The 15,735-nt window shown below is 67.8% G+C and carries 13 protein-coding genes and 1 tRNA gene; 7 read left to right on the forward strand and 7 right to left on the reverse strand.

The features are described from left to right. Positions 1-60 precede the first annotated feature (60 nt). A complete protein-coding gene (locus D7252_RS12355; protein ID WP_120775660.1) occupies positions 61-1,761 on the forward strand; it encodes a long-chain-fatty-acid--CoA ligase in 1,701 nt (566 codons plus the stop codon). Between the two features lie 2 nt (positions 1,762-1,763). On the opposite strand, the gene D7252_RS12360 is transcribed toward D7252_RS12355, so the two are convergent. The 6 genes from D7252_RS12360 to D7252_RS12385 all read right to left on the reverse strand — a co-directional run bounded on the left by D7252_RS12360 (position 1,764) and on the right by D7252_RS12385 (position 5,957). Further along, on the reverse strand, positions 1,764-2,798 hold the full coding sequence (locus D7252_RS12360) for an NAD(P)-dependent alcohol dehydrogenase (protein WP_120775661.1): 1,035 nt from the start codon (positions 2,796-2,798) through the stop codon (positions 1,764-1,766). Between the two features lie 70 nt (positions 2,799-2,868). Further along, on the reverse strand, positions 2,869-3,117 hold the full coding sequence (locus D7252_RS12365; protein ID WP_183055284.1) for an alpha-L-rhamnosidase C-terminal domain-containing protein: 249 nt from the start codon (positions 3,115-3,117) through the stop codon (positions 2,869-2,871). A 69-nt stretch (positions 3,118-3,186) separates the two neighbouring features. Next, the gene (locus D7252_RS12370) at positions 3,187-3,870 is read right to left on the reverse strand and encodes an SGNH/GDSL hydrolase family protein (RefSeq protein WP_120775662.1); all 684 of its coding nucleotides are present in this window, start codon (positions 3,868-3,870) and stop codon (positions 3,187-3,189) included. 74 nt (positions 3,871-3,944) lie between these two features. After that, a complete protein-coding gene (locus D7252_RS12375) occupies positions 3,945-4,985 on the reverse strand; it encodes an acyltransferase (protein WP_120775663.1) in 1,041 nt (346 codons plus the stop codon). Positions 4,986-5,055: 70 nt separating this feature from the next. Further along, positions 5,056-5,128: transfer RNA gene (locus tag D7252_RS12380), tRNA-Arg, on the reverse strand. Between the two features lie 16 nt (positions 5,129-5,144). Next, a complete protein-coding gene (locus tag D7252_RS12385) occupies positions 5,145-5,957 on the reverse strand; it encodes an SGNH/GDSL hydrolase family protein (RefSeq protein WP_183055285.1) in 813 nt (270 codons plus the stop codon). Positions 5,958-6,049: 92 nt separating this feature from the next. Between D7252_RS12385 and argS the strand changes: the two genes are divergently transcribed. Further along, the gene (gene argS, locus D7252_RS12390; RefSeq protein WP_120775665.1) at positions 6,050-7,714 is read left to right on the forward strand and encodes an arginine--tRNA ligase; all 1,665 of its coding nucleotides are present in this window, start codon (positions 6,050-6,052) and stop codon (positions 7,712-7,714) included. A 40-nt stretch (positions 7,715-7,754) separates the two neighbouring features. Further along, positions 7,755-8,606: a DUF2993 domain-containing protein gene (locus D7252_RS12395; protein WP_120775666.1), complete on the forward strand. Its 852-nt coding sequence runs from the start codon at positions 7,755-7,757 to the stop codon at positions 8,604-8,606. 10 nt (positions 8,607-8,616) lie between these two features. Here D7252_RS12395 and D7252_RS12400 read toward each other — a convergent pair whose 3' ends face one another. Continuing rightward, the gene (locus D7252_RS12400) at positions 8,617-9,663 is read right to left on the reverse strand and encodes a YihY/virulence factor BrkB family protein (protein ID WP_183055286.1); all 1,047 of its coding nucleotides are present in this window, start codon (positions 9,661-9,663) and stop codon (positions 8,617-8,619) included. A gap of 146 nt (positions 9,664-9,809) precedes the next feature. Between D7252_RS12400 and lysA the strand changes: the two genes are divergently transcribed. From lysA to rho, 4 genes are all read left to right on the forward strand, one after another. Next, positions 9,810-11,228 (forward strand): diaminopimelate decarboxylase, encoded by a 1,419-nt coding sequence (gene lysA / locus D7252_RS12405; protein ID WP_120775667.1) that lies wholly within the window; start codon positions 9,810-9,812, stop codon positions 11,226-11,228. 21 nt (positions 11,229-11,249) lie between these two features. Beyond that, on the forward strand, positions 11,250-12,554 hold the full coding sequence (locus D7252_RS12410) for a homoserine dehydrogenase (RefSeq protein ID WP_120775668.1): 1,305 nt from the start codon (positions 11,250-11,252) through the stop codon (positions 12,552-12,554). A gap of 2 nt (positions 12,555-12,556) precedes the next feature. Further along, the gene (gene thrB, locus D7252_RS12415) at positions 12,557-13,504 is read left to right on the forward strand and encodes a homoserine kinase (RefSeq protein ID WP_120775669.1); all 948 of its coding nucleotides are present in this window, start codon (positions 12,557-12,559) and stop codon (positions 13,502-13,504) included. A 143-nt stretch (positions 13,505-13,647) separates the two neighbouring features. Further along, positions 13,648-15,729, forward strand: coding sequence for a transcription termination factor Rho (gene rho, locus D7252_RS12420; RefSeq protein WP_120775670.1), 2,082 nt, complete (start codon positions 13,648-13,650; stop codon positions 15,727-15,729). The last annotated feature ends 6 nt before the right edge of the window (positions 15,730-15,735 follow it).

The following is a 15,735-nucleotide window of genomic DNA, read 5'->3' on the forward strand; positions in this document are numbered from 1 at the left end:
TGGTAGCGCCGAGCGCGCTCGCCGCTCCCACCTTTCAGCGATTCGCGGCAGGATGGAGTCATGTCCGGCAATCCGTATGAATCCCGCCCCTGGCTCCGGTCCTACGCAGACGATGTCCCCGCGGACATCGCAGATCCGTCTCAGACGTTGCCCGAGATGATGTCCGCGAGCATCAAGAGGTTCCGGCGTCACACGGCTCTCGAGTTCTTCGGCGCGACCACGACATACGAGCAGCTCGGTGAGCAGATCGAGAAAGCAGCGGAAGGACTTCGGCGGCTGGGAGTGGTCAAGGGCGATCGCGTCGCATTGGTGCTCCCGAACTGCCCGCAGCACGTGGTGGCCTTCTACGCGGCTCTGCGTCTCGGTGCGATCGTGGTCGAGCACAACCCGCTCTACACGGCTCGTGAGCTCCGACACCAGTTCGAAGATCATGGCGCCCGCGTGGCTGTCGTCTGGGACAAGGTCGTCGACACGCTCGCCGATTTCCCGTCCGATCTGAAGCTCGCGCACATCGTGAGCGTGGACATCACCGCAGCGTTGCCGTTCGCCAAACGTCTGCTGCTTCGCCTGCCGCTGCCCAAGGCCCGCGCATCGCGGGCGAAGCTGACCGGAACGCCGAAGGCCCGGCATCGGCTCGCGTGGAAGAAGCTGCTCGATCACCGCCGGATCTCGCGCCGCGTCGAGGGTCCTGTTCTCGATGACATCGCGCTGCTGCAGTACACCAGCGGGACGACAGGCGACCCGAAGGGTGCGATCCTCACCCACGCGAACCTCCGCGCCAACGCGATGCAGGGACGCGCCTGGGTTCCGGGTCTCATCGACGGCGAGGAGACCTTCTACGGGGTGCTGCCGCTGTTCCACGCCTATGGCATGACACTCTGCCTCACGTTCGCGATGAGCATCGGCGCGAAGCTGGTGCTGTTCCCGACGTTCGACCTCGGGCTGGTGACGGATGCGGCGCGCACGAGCCCGCCGACATTCCTCCCGGCGGTGCCGCCGATCTACGACCAGCTTGCCCGCGCGGCATCCCGCGGCACGATCGATCTCTCGACGGTCCGATTCGCGATCTCCGGGGCGATGAGCCTCCCGGTGGCCACCGTGCAGCGTTGGGAGGAGGCGACGGGTGGATTGCTCGTCGAGGGCTACGGCATGACCGAGAGCTCACCGGTCGCGCTGGGCAATCCGATGGGCAGGACCCGACGGCCGGGGACCGTCGGCGTGCCGTTCCCCAGCACCGAGATCCGGGTCGTCGACCCCGACGACCCCGCGATGGACAAGCCCGTCGGCGAGCGGGGCGAACTCCTCCTCCGCGGTCCGCAGGTGTTCCAGGGCTACTGGCAGCGGCCTGCCGACACCGCCGCCTCGCTCCTCGCCGACGGATGGCTCCGCACCGGCGACATCGCCGAGGTCGCGCCGGACGGCTTCGTGACGATCGTCGACCGGCTCAAAGAACTCATCATCACCGGGGGCTTCAACGTCTCTCCGAGTGAGGTCGAGGAAGCACTCGAGGCGCACCCCGACGTGGTGGGTGCGGCCGTTGTCGGCATGCCGCGTTCGAGCGGTGGCGAGGAGGTTGCGGCGGCGGTGATCCTCCGCGAAGGGGCAGAGCTCGATTCCGGCGCACTGCGCGACTTCTGTCGCACGCGGCTCACCGCGTACAAGGTGCCGCGGCGGGTCACCGCGGTCGATGACCTTCCGCGCTCGCTCATCGGCAAGGTGCTGCGTCGCCAGGTGCGGGAGCAACTGCTCGCCATGGAGTGACGTCAGGGCACGACGACGGCGCGCCCGAGCACCTCCCCGTGGTGCAGTCGGCTGTAGGCCTCGACGGCCTGATCGATGTCGTAGCGCTCGACGTGCACGCTGACAGCGCCGGTCCGTGCGAGGTCGAGCACCTCGATGAGTTCACCGCGAGTACCCCAGTACGGAGCGCGGACGGCAGCACCCATCGCGGTGGAGAAGAACCCCGCAGGCAGGATGCCGCCGCCGATGCCGACGATGTGGATGAAGCTGTCGATCCCTGCGACCTCACGCGCCAGATCGACCGTCGGCTGCACACCCGCGAAGTCGAACACGGCCGCGGCTCCGAGCCCGCCGGTCAGTTCGCGGATCTGTGCGGCGGCATCCGGGCCGGACACGACGGTGTGATGCGCGCCGACCTCCTTCGCCAGTTCCAGTTTGTCCTCGCTGATGTCGACGGCGATCACCGTGGCCTGCGAGATCGCGCGGATGATCTGCACGCCGACGTGCCCGAGGCCACCGACGCCGATCACGACCGCTGTCGCTCCGGGGTAGAGCTTCTCCTTCGCGGAGACGATCGCGTGGTACGGGGTGAGCCCCGCGTCGGTGAGAGAGACGGTCTCGACAGGATCGAGGTCGCCCAACGGCGCCAGGTGGCGGGGATCGTCGACGATCACGTATTCGGCCATGGCCCCGGGGGCGCCGAGGCCGGGAGGTGTGATGCCCATCTCGGCGGCGTATGGGCAGTAGTTCTCGGCTCCCTGGGCGCAGGCGTGACAACGGCCGCACCCCCACGGCCCGTAGATCGCGTAGGCGGCGCCGAGTTCGATCCCCTCGACACCTTCGCCGAGCTTGTCCACGACCCCGGCACCCTCGTGCCCGAGAGTGAGCGGGAGACCGTAGGTGTACTGGTCCTCCGGAAGATCCATCACGAACCAGTCCGAATGACACAGGCCCGCTGCAGTGACTTTCAGTCTGACCTGACCCGGCCCGGGTTCCGGGGTGGGGATCTCGACGACCTCAGGGCCTTTGCCGATTTCGCGGTACTGCACTGCCTTCATGACGGTTCCTCTCAGCTTGTGGCGTCGTGAATCCTGCCCTTCCATCATGCCTCCCCGCACGGATTTCCGCTCAGGCAGCGGCTGCGCGCTCTTCCGTCACGGTCAGATCGAAGGAGCCCCCTGATCGGATCTCCAGGTCTCCGAGCCCCGGGAGCCGAACGACGCCCCGGACTCCGGTGGGGACCGAGAGGGTGTACCGGATGCCGTCGGCCACGCGCCGCCACTCGCCCTCGATGCGGCCGTAGGGAGACTGGAGATGGGCGGGATCGCGGCGCGCGTGCTCGTCGAGGAGATTCTGCGGCCCGAGCAGCACACGCACGCGACCGTGACACTCAAACCTCGTCTCATCCGTCGCGCGAGCTCTTAGCCGCTCGTCGGATCGCGCTGGTCACAACGGCGGATCCAGCTGCGCGAGCGCAGCATCCATCTGCTCGGCGATGTGCCGGTAGCCGATGTCGGACGGATGCAGTTCATCGGAGGCCATCCACGAGTCGGCGGACCCGGCGTAGTGGCCATCGAGCCAGCGGCTCGCGCCCGGTATCCAGTCCGCGTCGACCGCTGCGGCGGCATCCTCGACCCAGGCGATGATCGTCTCCACGGATTCGGGCCGTTGCTCGGCGTACCAGAACGGCTCGACGACGATGAGGCGAGACGACGGCAGCGCGTCGCGCAGCCGCGTGAGGTCCTCTGTGATCGTCGCGCGGATGAGCTCGGCGCGGCGGTCGAAGCTGAAGTTGTCATTCAGCCCCATCGTGACGAAGACGATGTCGGGCTCCGCCTCGATGATGAGCGCGGGCAGATCGTCGTCGCCGAAGTTCGTCCGTTGGTTGACGAACCCGAGTCCGTTGACGCTCGGGTTGAACTCGCGCCAGCCGCGGGAGGCGCTGATGATCGTCGACCAGCGTTTCGACGCGTCGCTCGCACCGGTGCCGAGCGTGTACGAATCTCCGTAGAAGGCAACGAGCGGTCCGCTGCCGGGCGTGGGAGCAGTGTCGGGCGCGGGCGCCGCGCTGCATGCCGTCAGGCCCACAGCGAGGGCGAGCACGGAAGCGAGTGATCGAAGTCGGCGCATGCCCCTTGTTCGTCGCCCGGCGCGGGGTGGATGGGAACGTGGGGACATCGGAGTGGAGCCCCCGGCTGCCGCGCTCACGATCGCGTGGGGGTGAGGCGGCGCCCGATATCGGTGAGGGGGCGCTCATAGAGGCGGTAACAGAGCACGCTTCCGAGCAGTGTCGCGACGAGAGCGACGAGAGCGACGATGATCTCGGATGCTCGATCCCGCAGAACGATCGAGAACAGGGTGAACATGATCGGGTGGAGCAGGTACACCGAATAGCTCGCCTCGCCGAGAGTGCCGAGCGGGCGGTCGATCCAGCCGGGTGCATCGACCGCGAGCTTGTAGGCGACCGCACACAGCGCGACGCATGCTGCGGAGAACACGAATCGATTCACGCCGGTGACCAGGCTGATCTGGCCCTCTCCGGAGGGCCACGCGACGAAGATGAGAATCGAGACGGCCGCAACGGCGATCAGCGCCCAACGGGGTACGGACACATCTCTCAGCAGCTTTCCGACACCGACGCCTGCGACGAACAGGAAGGACTGGTTCAGCGGGTTCACGTAGGCGGACCACTGCTCACTCAAGGGCGTTTGCGCGTCCAGCACGCTGAAGGCGAAGAACGCGCCGATCATGAAGAACAGGATGACCGCGCCCCAGAAAGCCCATCGTCGGCGAAGAGTGAGAGCGAGCAGGGGAAAGAGCGCGTAGAAGAACAGCTCGTTGCCGATGGACCACGCTCCAAGGGCGATGTAGCCATCCCAATCGACGAACCCGAACAAGCCCGTGAAGTTCAGGATCACGGTCATCGGTTCCGGCCATTCCCGCGCGAGCACGATCGTCGCCATCGAGACGAGCCAGAGCAAGGGGAAGATGCGGAATGCGCGGCGGACGAAGAACGTGCGGATCTGCCGGAGCGTACGGATCCTCGTCGCGTACACGTGATACATCGTGAGACCGCTGAGCACGTAGAAGATCGCCACACCATAGATGCCGATACGGCCCAGGGGTGTCTGCGCGTCCTGTGGACCGGTCGTCCAGGAGGTGTAGTGATACGCGAGGATCCCGAGCGCGGCGAGTCCGCGAAGGTAGTCCAGATTGCTCAGACGAGAACCTGGTGCACCGGACATGCGCGTCACTCTACCTACCTGGGAATGGGAGAAGGGACCGCCCTCGCGGACGGCCCCTTCTGCGATCACGTGCCCCCGACAGGAGTCGAACCTGCGACCTACGGTACCGGAAACCGGCGCTCTATCCACTGAGCTACGGAGGCGTACCGATCGACAATATCACTCGTCGGGGGTGGTCTCCGACTCACGTGCTTCTGTGACCGGTGCGCCGCGCAACTCGTCCAAGGCGCCGGAGAGCCTTTCGGCCAGGTAGCGGTGGCCGTCGGTGGACGGATGCTTGCGACCGATGCCCACGTCGATGACATCGAGGTAGTTCTGCTCGGTGATCCACTTCTGTCCGATCGGTGAGATGTACCACCAGCCTCGCGCACCGGCCAGCTCGGACAGGTCCGCGTCGATCCGCGACGTCTCGGCGCCGACGGGAAGCTCATGCGGGGCAGGACCGAGAACGACGATCTGCGCCTCCGGATAGGCGGCGGCGAGAGCATCCCATGCGGCGGTCACGGCCTCGCGGTAGCCCGCGACGCCCTGGGCGCGGTCGTTGATGGAACCCTGGATGATGATCAGGTTCGGAGAGAGGGCGGGGTCGAGAAGGGCGATGCGCTCGCCGAAGGTCGGCCCGTCCAGTCCCGGCTTCAGGTATCCGCTCCCACGAACGCCGTCGACGACCGTCTCACCGGCGAGCAGATCCGCCAGGACGTACGCGTAGCCGAGCGTCGGGACGTTCGCGGCCGACCCGTACGTCCAGGAGTCGCCGAAGACCAGGACGGAGGGGTGCTCCGGCAGCGAGAGGGGGAGCGGAGCGATCATCGCGGGTGCGCTGCCTTCGCCCGCAGCGGCCCCGACCGGAGCGGCGGTGGGCGAAGGAGTCCACGGACGCCACACACCGAGGACGCCGGCGATGACTGCGAAGAGCAGGGCGAAAGCGATTCCTGTCGTGCGCAATCGGCGTCGCGTCGAAGAGGCGTGCATTGCATGAGAGTAGATCACCGGAACCGGATCACAAACTCCCCGCGCCCCTGGCCGACGGACTGCGACATCGCGCGCCCTAAACTGGGGAGGCTATGAACCCTGAAAAGCTCGCCGAAGCCATCCTCGCCGTCCTCGCTCCCATCGCCGAGGAACGTCGTCCCGGCGAGCCGTTCGAGCTGGCGGCGTCCGACATCGTGTTCGAGCGCCCTCGTAACCGCGACCACGGCGATTGGGCCTCCAACATCGCCATGCGTCTGGCGAAGACCTTCGGTACGAACCCGCGCGAACTCGCGCAGGAGATCGCCGCCGGGCTCGCCCACGTCGACGGCGTCGCCACCGCCGAGGTCGCCGGACCCGGGTTCATCAACATCCGTCTCGACGCCGCGGCCGCGGGTGCGCTCGCGAAGACCATCGTGGACGCCGGGTCCGCCTACGGCACGAACGACAGCCAGGCCGGCCGCAGCATCAACATCGAGTTCGTCAGCGCGAACCCGACCGGCCCGCTCCACATCGGCCACACCCGCTGGGCGGCGCTCGGTGACGCCATCGGCCGGGTGCTCGCGGCGTCGGGGGCGACGGTCGCCCGTGAGTTCTACGTCAACGACGCCGGTGCTCAGATGGAGCGGTTCGCGCACTCCGTGGTCGCTGCAGCGAAGGGCGATCCCACCCCCGAGGGCGGGTACGCCGGAAGCTACATCGCCGACCTCGCCGCTCGGGTCATCGCGGCCCGCCCCGACCTTCTCGATCTGCCCGCCGAGGAGCAGGTGGTCGTGGCCCGCGAGCTCGCCTACGAGTACCAGTTGGCCGAGCAGCAGGAGTCGCTGTCCAAGTTCAACGTGCACTTCGACGTCTGGTTCTCTGAGCGCACGCTGCACGCGAAGAACGCGGAGGGAGTCACCCTTGTCGACCAGGCCGTGGACCGCCTGCGCGAGCAGGGGCACGTGTTCGACCAGGACGATGCCGTGTGGGTCCGCACGACCGATTTCGGCGACGACAAAGACCGTGTCATCCGCCGCTCCAACGGCGAGTACACGTACTTCGCGGCCGACGCCGCCTACTACCTGAACAAGGGTGACCGCGGCTTCGCGCACAAGATCTACCTGCTGGGTGCGGATCACCACGGGTACGTTCACCGTCTCAAGGCCCTCGCGGGTGCGGCGGGTGACGATCCCGAGAAGGATGTCGAGGTGCTGATCGGTCAGCTGGTCTCCGTCGGCGGAGCCCGCCTCAGCAAACGCGCGGGCAACATCATCGAGATGGACGACCTGCGCGAGTGGCTGGGCACCGACGCGCTCCGTTACTCGCTCGAGCGCTCGCCCGCCGACTCGCCCCTCGCCCTCGACCCGGAACTGCTGCAGAAGCGCACCAACGACAACCCCGTCTTCTATGTGCAATACGCCCACGCCCGCACGCACAACGTCGCTCGCAATGCCGCAGACTCCGGAGTCGACCGTTCGGAGTTCGCGCCCGAGACCCTGACGCACGAATCCGAAGCCGCCCTGCTCGGCGCGCTGCAGGAGTTCCCGCGCATCGTCGCGTTCGCCGCGGAGGTGCGTGAGCCCCACCGTGTGGCCCGCTATCTCGAAGAGCTCGCCGGGCTCTACCACCGCTGGTACGACAACTGCCGGGTCATCCCGCAGGGCGACGACCCGATCGAGAGCGTGCACCGCACTCGCCTCTGGCTGAACGACGCCGCAGGACAGGTGTTCCGCAACGGCCTCGACCTGCTGGGAGTCTCCGCGCCCGAGCGCATGTGAGCCGGGGAAGACTTTCGGGTCGGTAGGGCATCATGGCACCATGAGCGACGACAACCACACACTGCCGTACCCGGATGCCCCGCGCGAGCATCCGACGCTCGTCATCCCCGGCTCCGCGGCCGGTGACGCGGCGGATGTCGAGAAGTCGCGGAAGCGACCGCGCTGGCCGTGGGTGCTGCTCGTCGTCGTGGTGGTTCTGGCGCTGCTCGTCGTCGCCGCAGAACTCGTCGCACGCGCGATGCTCCCGGGAATCGTGCGATCCGTGGTCATCGAGCAACTCGATCTTCCTGCCGATCAGGAGCTCGACGTCGACGCGGAGGGGATTCTGTTTCCGCAGCTCATCGCGGGGCGGCTGGACACACTCGACTTGTCGACGGACGCCGTCACGCTCGAGGGCATCACCGGCGCCGCCGACGTCACGGCGACCGGCGTACCGCTGCGCGGGGGCGACCTCGGCGGCGCGACCGGAACGATCCGCATCGACCAGGACGAGTTCACGACATTGCTCGCCGGCACCGAACTCCCCGTCGACTCCGTGGCGTTCGAGGCACCGAACGCCACACTGGGAGGGTCGTTCACCGTGTTCGGCGCCGCCGTTCCGATCTCGGTCACTCTGACGCCGGGTGCCGTGGAAGGCGATCTGGAGCTCACCCCCGTGGGAGTCACCGTGGGCGGGCTGGATCTCGACCTGGATCAGGTGGGCTCCACGCTCGGCGCCATCGGTGAAGGCCTCACCGAACCGCAGCGCGTGTGCATCGCGGATCAGCTGCCGGCCGGACTCACACTCACCGGGCTCGAGATCGTCGGCAGCGAAGCCGTGATCGACATCGACGTCGACGGCGCCATCGCGACCGATCAGACTCTGTTGGAGAAGGGCGTCTGCCCGCGCTGACCGCGGCCGGTCAGTTCTTGTCTTCACCCGAGGCCGCTCGCTGAGCGGCACGCAACTCTGCCGTCGCGATCTTGACATCGACCTCGGCACGCTGCAGTCGCCGCTGCACGAAAGTCGCAGCGCCGAAACGCTGATGCACCCGATCGCCCCGCTCCTCATCGGCAGTGACGATGTAGGCGCACGCCAGCAGCATCACCTGAGCCGAGAAGTTGAGCCAGATGAGCAACGCGAGCAGCGACGCGAACGAGGCGAGAAGCGGATTGCTGGTCGCGCCGCCGACGAAAAGGGTCGACAACTGCTGTAGCACCACCAGTCCGAATGCGCCGAGCAACGCCCCGCTCCAGAGCGAGCGAGCCGCCGGGCGCACCCCGGAGAGCAGCAGGAACATGCCGCCGATCAGGAGCGTGTCGAGGACGAAGACGATCAGCAGGGAGATCACTCGCACGCCCCAGATCACGAGATCTGATTCGGCGGACAGCCCGACGAGTCCGCTGACCCACGTGACACCGAGTTGGCCGACGAACGTGAACGCCGCCGCGAGAGCGAAAGAGAGCCCGATTCCGATGGCGAGGCAGAGGTTGCGGAGGATGACCCAGACGAACAGGATGTCGTCCTGCACGGTTCCGGCGATCACGCGCACGGCGATGCGCAGCGAACCGATCGCGCCGAGTGCGGCGCCGACGAGTGCGATGAGAGAGACGATGCCCGCGATCGACAGCGACGCCGGCTGACGCAGGTCGGACGTCTTGATCACACCGTCTTCGCCGATGAGCCCGGGGACCACCGACTGCACCGCGTCGATGATCGCCCGCCACGCAGCCGGGTTGTCTGCGAGCCAGAGCGCAGCGACGGAGAAGCCCAGCAGCACTCCGGCGAACACGCTGAACAGCGCCCGGTACGTGACGCTGTCCGCCAGCATCGGTCCGCGACGCTCGGTGTACAGCAGCGCGGCACGCACGGACCGGCGGGCGAGAGCCCAGGCGATGATGGCGCCGCTCACACGCGCGAACAGGCCCGCGTTCTTCGACGTCTCGGCGGGCGAATCAGAGTTGCTCACACGTCCACCCTAGGAGTCGCATCCGACCTGCGCAGGGCCTTGACGCCGGACGTCACCGTGACAGGGCTTCCGCAGCCGTTGCCCTAGAATCGGGTCATCCTCGATGCGCGCGTTCAGCCCGAGATCCGCTTCACGATTGGTGCTCAGTGCTTTCCCCTGCCGATTCGCCAGCCCCCGAATGGCTCGCCGTACCCGATGACGCGAACGACCTCGCGAGGGGCGTCTGGCCCGCGTCAGCGATCCGGGATGCCGACGGCGGGCTCGGCATCGCCGGGGTGAGTGCCGCCGGACTCGTGCGCGCCTACGGCACGCCGCTGCTCGTGCTCGACGAGGACGAGGTGCGCGGCCGCGCCAGAGCGTTCCGCACCGCCTTCGATCGGGCGACCTCCGAGCACGGCACCACCGCCCAGGTCTATTACGCGGGGAAGGCTTTCCTCAGCACGACCGTCGCGCGGTGGGTCGTCGACGAGGGACTTCGCGTCGACGTGTGCACCCTGGGAGAGCTGGAAGTGGCTCTGGCGGCAGGGGTCGCACCCGAAGCGCTCGGATTCCACGGCAACAACAAATCCACAGCAGAGCTGGAGCGTGCGGTTCAGGTCGGTGTGGGAACGATCATCGTCGACAGCCCGATCGAGATCGAGCGACTGGCGGCCATCACTGCCCGAACCGGCGCAGTACAGAGGGTCCTCGTCCGCGTCATCAGCGGGGTCCATGCCGAGACCCACGCCTTCCTCGCGACGGCGCACGAAGATCAGAAGTTCGGCATCCCGCTCGGAGAGGCAGAAGCGGCCGTCCGACGGATCCGAGAGCTCTCCGGACTCGAGTTCGCCGGCCTTCACTGCCATATCGGATCGCAGATCTTCGGCGTCGCGGGTTTCCGCGAATCGGCTTCGCGCGTACTGGATCTGCACGCGGTTCTCCTCGAGACGGGGCCGGTGCCTCAGTTGAACCTCGGTGGCGGCTTCGGCATCGCCTACACGCGAGTGGATGACCCGACCCCCATCGACGTGCTCGCGGGCGAGATCGTCGCCGCGGTGGCCGAAGGATGCGCCGCTCGCGGCATCGCGGTGCCGGCGCTCTCGTTCGAACCGGGACGCGCCATCGTGGGTCCGGCGGGAATCACACTGTACGAGGTCGGCACGACCAAGGATGTCACGGTCGGGCAGGGCGTCGTCCGGCGCTACATCAGCGTCGACGGCGGTATGAGTGACAACGCGCGCCCCGCTCTGTACGGCGCGCAGTACTCCGCCCGGCTGGCCTCGCGGGCAGGCGACGGCGAGCCGCAGCTCAGCCGCGTGGTCGGCAAGCACTGCGAATCGGGCGACATCGTCGTCGACCACGAGTATCTGCCGTCGGACCTCGCGCCCGGCGACCTGCTCGCCGTGCCGGCGACCGGCGCGTACTGCGCGCCGCTCTCGAGCAACTACAACCATGTCCCGCGTCCCCCGATCGTCGCGGTGCGCGACGGTCGGTCGAGAGTGATCGTCCGCGGTGAGACCATCGACGACCTTCTCTCTCGCGACGCGGGCATCGACGGGGCGGAAGCCCCCGAAGGAGCCAAATGACCCACCCCCGAAGGAGCAACGATGACTGACTACCGACGACTGCGCGTGGCGCTGCTGGGCGCAGGGGCGGTCGGCTCACAGGTCGCCGGTCTCCTGCTGCGACACGGCGATGAGCTCGCCGACCGAGCAGGCGCGGAACTGGAGCTCGCCGGCATCGCCGTCCGCGACCTGGACGCTCCGCGCGACGTGGACCTTCCGAAAGAGCTGTTCACCACCGACGCGGAGTCGCTCATCCTGGGCTCTGACATCGTGATCGAACTGATCGGGGGCATCGAACCGGCGCGCACGAGCATCCTGCAGGCGATCGGCTCCGGTGCTGACGTCGTCACCGCCAACAAGGCCCTGCTCGCGACACACGGACCCGAGCTCTTCGAAGCAGCGGACCGCGTCGGCGCCTCCGTCTACTACGAGGCCGCTGCGGCCGGTGCCATCCCGATCATCCGCCCGCTGCGGGATTCTCTGGCCGGAGACCGTGTCGTGCGCATCATGGGCATCGTGAACGGAACGACCAACTACATCCTCGACCGCATGGACACCGAAGGGGCGGACTTCGCCGACGTCCTCGCTGACGCTCAGCGTCTGGGCTACGCCGAGTCCGATCCGACGGCCGATGTCGAGGGGTACGACGCCGCGCAGAAAGCCGCGATCCTCGCGAGTCTCGCCTTCCACACGGCGGTGCCGCTGGACGCCGTGCACCGCGAGGGAATCACGTCCATCACGGCGGCGATGATCGAGGAGGCTCGCGCTGCGGGCTTCGTGATCAAGCTTCTCGCCGTGTGCGAGCGGATCGAGGCGGACGGGGTCGAGTCGATCTCCGTCCGCGTGTATCCGGCCCTCGTGCCTGCCGCGCACCCGCTGGCCGCCGTGCACGGCGCCAACAACGCCGTCTTCGTGGAAGCGGAGGCTGCCGGGTCGCTCATGTTCTACGGCGCCGGTGCGGGCGGCGTGCAGACGGCATCCGCCGTGCTCGGCGATGTCGTCTCCGCCGCCCGCCGCCACATCGCCGGCGGCGTGGGCGTGGGCGAGTCCACCAGGGCGAACCTGCCGGTCGTGCCGATCGGGCACGTGATCACGCGCTATCAGATCACCCTGGAGGTCGCCGATGCTCCGGGTGTGCTCGCCACGGTCGCCGGGGCGCTCAGCGACGGGGGAGTCTCGGTCGCGACGGTCGTGCAGACGGTCGAAGGTGAGGATGAGCCCACCGCTCGCCTGATCATCGGCACCCACCGGGCGACCGAGCATGCTCTCAGTGCAACCGTCGCCGCTCTTGCCGACAGCCCCGTCGTCGAGCGTGTCGTTTCCGTGTTGCGCGTGGAAGGCGAGTGACCATGCCGTCCGCCTCGGATGCGGATGCAAGCCGCACCTTCGAGGTGCGGGTGCCCGCCACGAGCGCCAACCTCGGTCCGGGCTTCGACACGCTGGGATTGGCTCTCAGCGTGTATGACACACTGCAGGTGACCGAGTTGCCGGCCGGGCAGCTGGAGATCGAGGTCACCGGTTCCGGCGCAGAAGACATCCCGCGCGACGACTCCAATCTGATCGTCCGCACGATCCGATACGTCTTCGCCGACGCCGGACGGCCGGCCCCCGGTCTCCGGATCGTCGCCGAGAACGGCGTGCCGCACGGCCGTGGCCTCGGATCCTCCGGGGCTGCGGTCGCCGCGGGAGTCCTCGCGGCAAAAGGCCTGCTCGCCGGAGACGTCGAGATCGGTGACGCCGACCTGCTCCGACTCGCCACCGAGGTCGAGGGGCACCCCGACAACGTGGCGCCGGCCCTGTTCGGCGGTCTGACCATCGCCTGGATGGGGGACCGCGGGCCGCAGCACAAGAAGCTCCTCGTGCACCGCGGGGTCTCGCCCCTCGTGCTGGTTCCTGCGTACACGATGTCGACGTCGCAGGCCCGCTCCCTGCAGCCGCCGCAGGTGTCCACCGCCGATGCCGTGTTCAACGTCTCGCGTTCGGCGCTGCTGATCGCCGCGCTGATGCAGAGCCCTGAGCTGTTGTTGGATGCCACGGCCGATCGCCTGCACCAGGACTATCGCGCCGAGGCGATGCCTGAGACGAAGCGGTTGGTGCACGCGTTGCGTGCCGCGGGCTTCGCTGCGGTGGTCTCGGGTGCCGGGCCCAGCGTCCTCGTGCTTGCCGACGGTCCGGGCAGTCGACAGGATGCCGTGGAGTTGGCCGCCGGCGTCACCGACACCCCGTGGGAAGCGCTCCTGCTCGCCGTCGACGTCCGTGGTGGTACAGTGGGGGATCGAGCGGAGGGCTCCACGTAGTTTCGTGAATCTGGCCCCATTGCACCTCTTGCAAGACCCGCACGCAAACCCCTGAGGCACAAGTGCCAAGGCTGGCTGACGCCACGCGTCAGCCCGTGCGATCGTGCGCAGCACCCGTTGTGCGCGTGGAACGCTCATTCCCCATGACATATAAGGGAGTACTCGTGGAGAACCTCTCCGAGACCCAGACCGATCAGACGACTCCGGTCGTCGACGCACCTGCGGCCGCTGATTCGAACACCGAAGCCGCGCCGGCGCGCAAGCGCGCACCGCGTCGCGCCAGCACTGCGACGGCAGCGGCGAAGGCCGAGAAGGCAGCCGAGAAGAGCACGACCGAGAAGGCGGATGCCGCGCAGGCGTCGTCCGCCCCCGAAGCGGCATCCTCCGGCGATGGCGCCGAGAAGACCGAGACCGCTCCGAAGGCGAAGGCCCCGCGTCGCAGCCGTGCGAAGAAGGCTGACGCGGACGCTCCTGCGGCCGACGCTCCGTCCGAAGCGGCCCCCGCCGCCGGCGCTGAAGCTCCCGCCGAGACCGCTCCGAAGTCGACCGGTCGTGGCCGACGCGGAGCGCAGAAGCAGTCGACCGACGAAGCGACGACCGACGCCGGTTCCGCGGACTCCCCGCGGCAGGATGCCGCCCAGAAGGGGTCCTCGAACAAGGGCTCCTCGAACAGGGCTTCCTCGAACAGGGAGTCCGCGAACAACGATTCCGCGAGCAACGACTCCGCGAACAACGACTCCGCGCAGCAGGACTCGTCGCAGAAGGACTCGTCGAAGAGCTCTTCTTCGCAGAAGGGCTCCGCCGGTAACGAGGGCACACAGAACAACGATTCGTCCGACTCGTCCGAGGCAAGCGACGAGCAGGGCGGCCGCGGACGCAACCGCAACCGCAGCCGCAACCGCGGTCGCGGACAGAACGGTGCCGCTCAGGAGCAGCAGCAGCAGCCGTCCGGTGACGACGACGACCAGTCGAACGGAAACAACCGCAACCGCCAGCGCAACAAGCGTCGCGGTGCCGCGCCCGTCGATGAGTTCGACACCGAGATCGGTGAGGACGACGTCCTGATCCCGATTGCGGGCATCCTCGATGTGCTCGACAACTACGCGTTCGTCCGCACCACCGGCTACCTCGCCGGCCCCAGTGACGTCTACGTCTCGCTCGGTCAGGTCAAGAAGTACAACCTCCGCAAGGGCGACGCGGTCGTCGGTTCGATCAAGCAGCCACGTGAGGGCGAGCAGCAGGGTCGCCAGAAGTACAACGCGCTCGTCAAGGTGGATTCGATCAACGGTCTTTCCGTCGACGATGCCGCCACGCGCGTGGAGTTCGGCAAGCTCACCCCGCTGTACCCGCAGGAGCGGTTGCAGCTGGAGACGGCGCCCGAGAAGCTGACCCAGCGGATCATCGATCTGATCGCTCCCATCGGCAAGGGCCAGCGCGGTCTCATCGTCGCGCCGCCGAAGGCGGGCAAGACCATCGTGCTGCAGCAGATCGCCGACGCGATCGCGCAGAACAACCCCGAGGTGCACCTCATGGTCGTGCTCGTCGACGAGCGCCCCGAAGAGGTCACCGACATGGAGCGTTCGGTCAAGGGTGAGGTCATCGCCTCGACCTTCGATCGCCCGGCCGAAGATCACACCACGGTCGCCGAGCTCGCCATCGAACGCGCAAAGCGGCTCGTGGAGCTGGGCCGCGATGTCGTCGTCCTGCTCGACTCGATCACCCGCCTCGGCCGTGCGTACAACCTCGCAGCGCCGGCATCCGGTCGCGTCCTGACCGGGGGTGTCGACGCCTCCGCGCTCTACCCGCCGAAGCGTTTCTTCGGCGCGGCGCGCAACATCGAGAACGGCGGATCGCTCACGATCCTCGCGACGGCGCTCGTGGAGACCGGTTCCAAGATGGACGAGGTGATCTTCGAGGAGTTCAAGGGCACCGGCAACAGCGAGTTGCGCCTGTCGCGCTCGCTCGCCGACAAGCGCATCTTCCCGGCGGTCGACGTGAACGCGTCCAGCACGCGTCGCGAAGAGATGCTGCTCTCCGCCGACGAGGTCAAGATCACCTGGAAGCTGCGCCGCGCACTCGCCGGTCTCGACCAGCAGCAGGCCCTCGAGGTCGTCCTCGGCAAGCTCAAGGAGACGCACTCCAACGTCGAATTCCTCGTGCAGATGCAGAAGGCGATCCCCGGGATTCCCGCCGGCGGCCACGGGCACGACAACAACATCCGCTGAGCGACT

The organism is Microbacterium sp. CGR2 (assembly GCF_003626735.1).
In the GTDB taxonomy this organism is placed as follows: domain Bacteria; phylum Actinomycetota; class Actinomycetes; order Actinomycetales; family Microbacteriaceae; genus Microbacterium.

Bases quoted from the DNA above. Each gene is read 5' to 3' on its own strand.
- D7252_RS12375 (WP_120775663.1), bottom strand. From the start codon at position 4,985: ATGTCCGGTGCACCAGGTTCTCGTCTGAGCAATCTGGACTACCTTCGC.
- D7252_RS12385 (WP_183055285.1), bottom strand. From the start codon at position 5,957: ATGCACGCCTCTTCGACGCGACGCCGATTGCGCACGACAGGAATCGCT.
- D7252_RS12360 (WP_120775661.1), bottom strand. From the start codon at position 2,798: ATGAAGGCAGTGCAGTACCGCGAAATCGGCAAAGGCCCTGAGGTCGTC.
- D7252_RS12355 (WP_120775660.1), top strand. From the start codon at position 61: ATGTCCGGCAATCCGTATGAATCCCGCCCCTGGCTCCGGTCCTACGCA.
- rho (WP_120775670.1), top strand. From the start codon at position 13,648: ATGACATATAAGGGAGTACTCGTGGAGAACCTCTCCGAGACCCAGACC.
- D7252_RS12370 (WP_120775662.1), bottom strand. From the start codon at position 3,870: ATGCGCCGACTTCGATCACTCGCTTCCGTGCTCGCCCTCGCTGTGGGC.
- thrB (WP_120775669.1), top strand. From the start codon at position 12,557: ATGCCGTCCGCCTCGGATGCGGATGCAAGCCGCACCTTCGAGGTGCGG.
- argS (WP_120775665.1), top strand. From the start codon at position 6,050: ATGAACCCTGAAAAGCTCGCCGAAGCCATCCTCGCCGTCCTCGCTCCC.
- D7252_RS12410 (WP_120775668.1), top strand. From the start codon at position 11,250: ATGACTGACTACCGACGACTGCGCGTGGCGCTGCTGGGCGCAGGGGCG.
- D7252_RS12395 (WP_120775666.1), top strand. From the start codon at position 7,755: ATGAGCGACGACAACCACACACTGCCGTACCCGGATGCCCCGCGCGAG.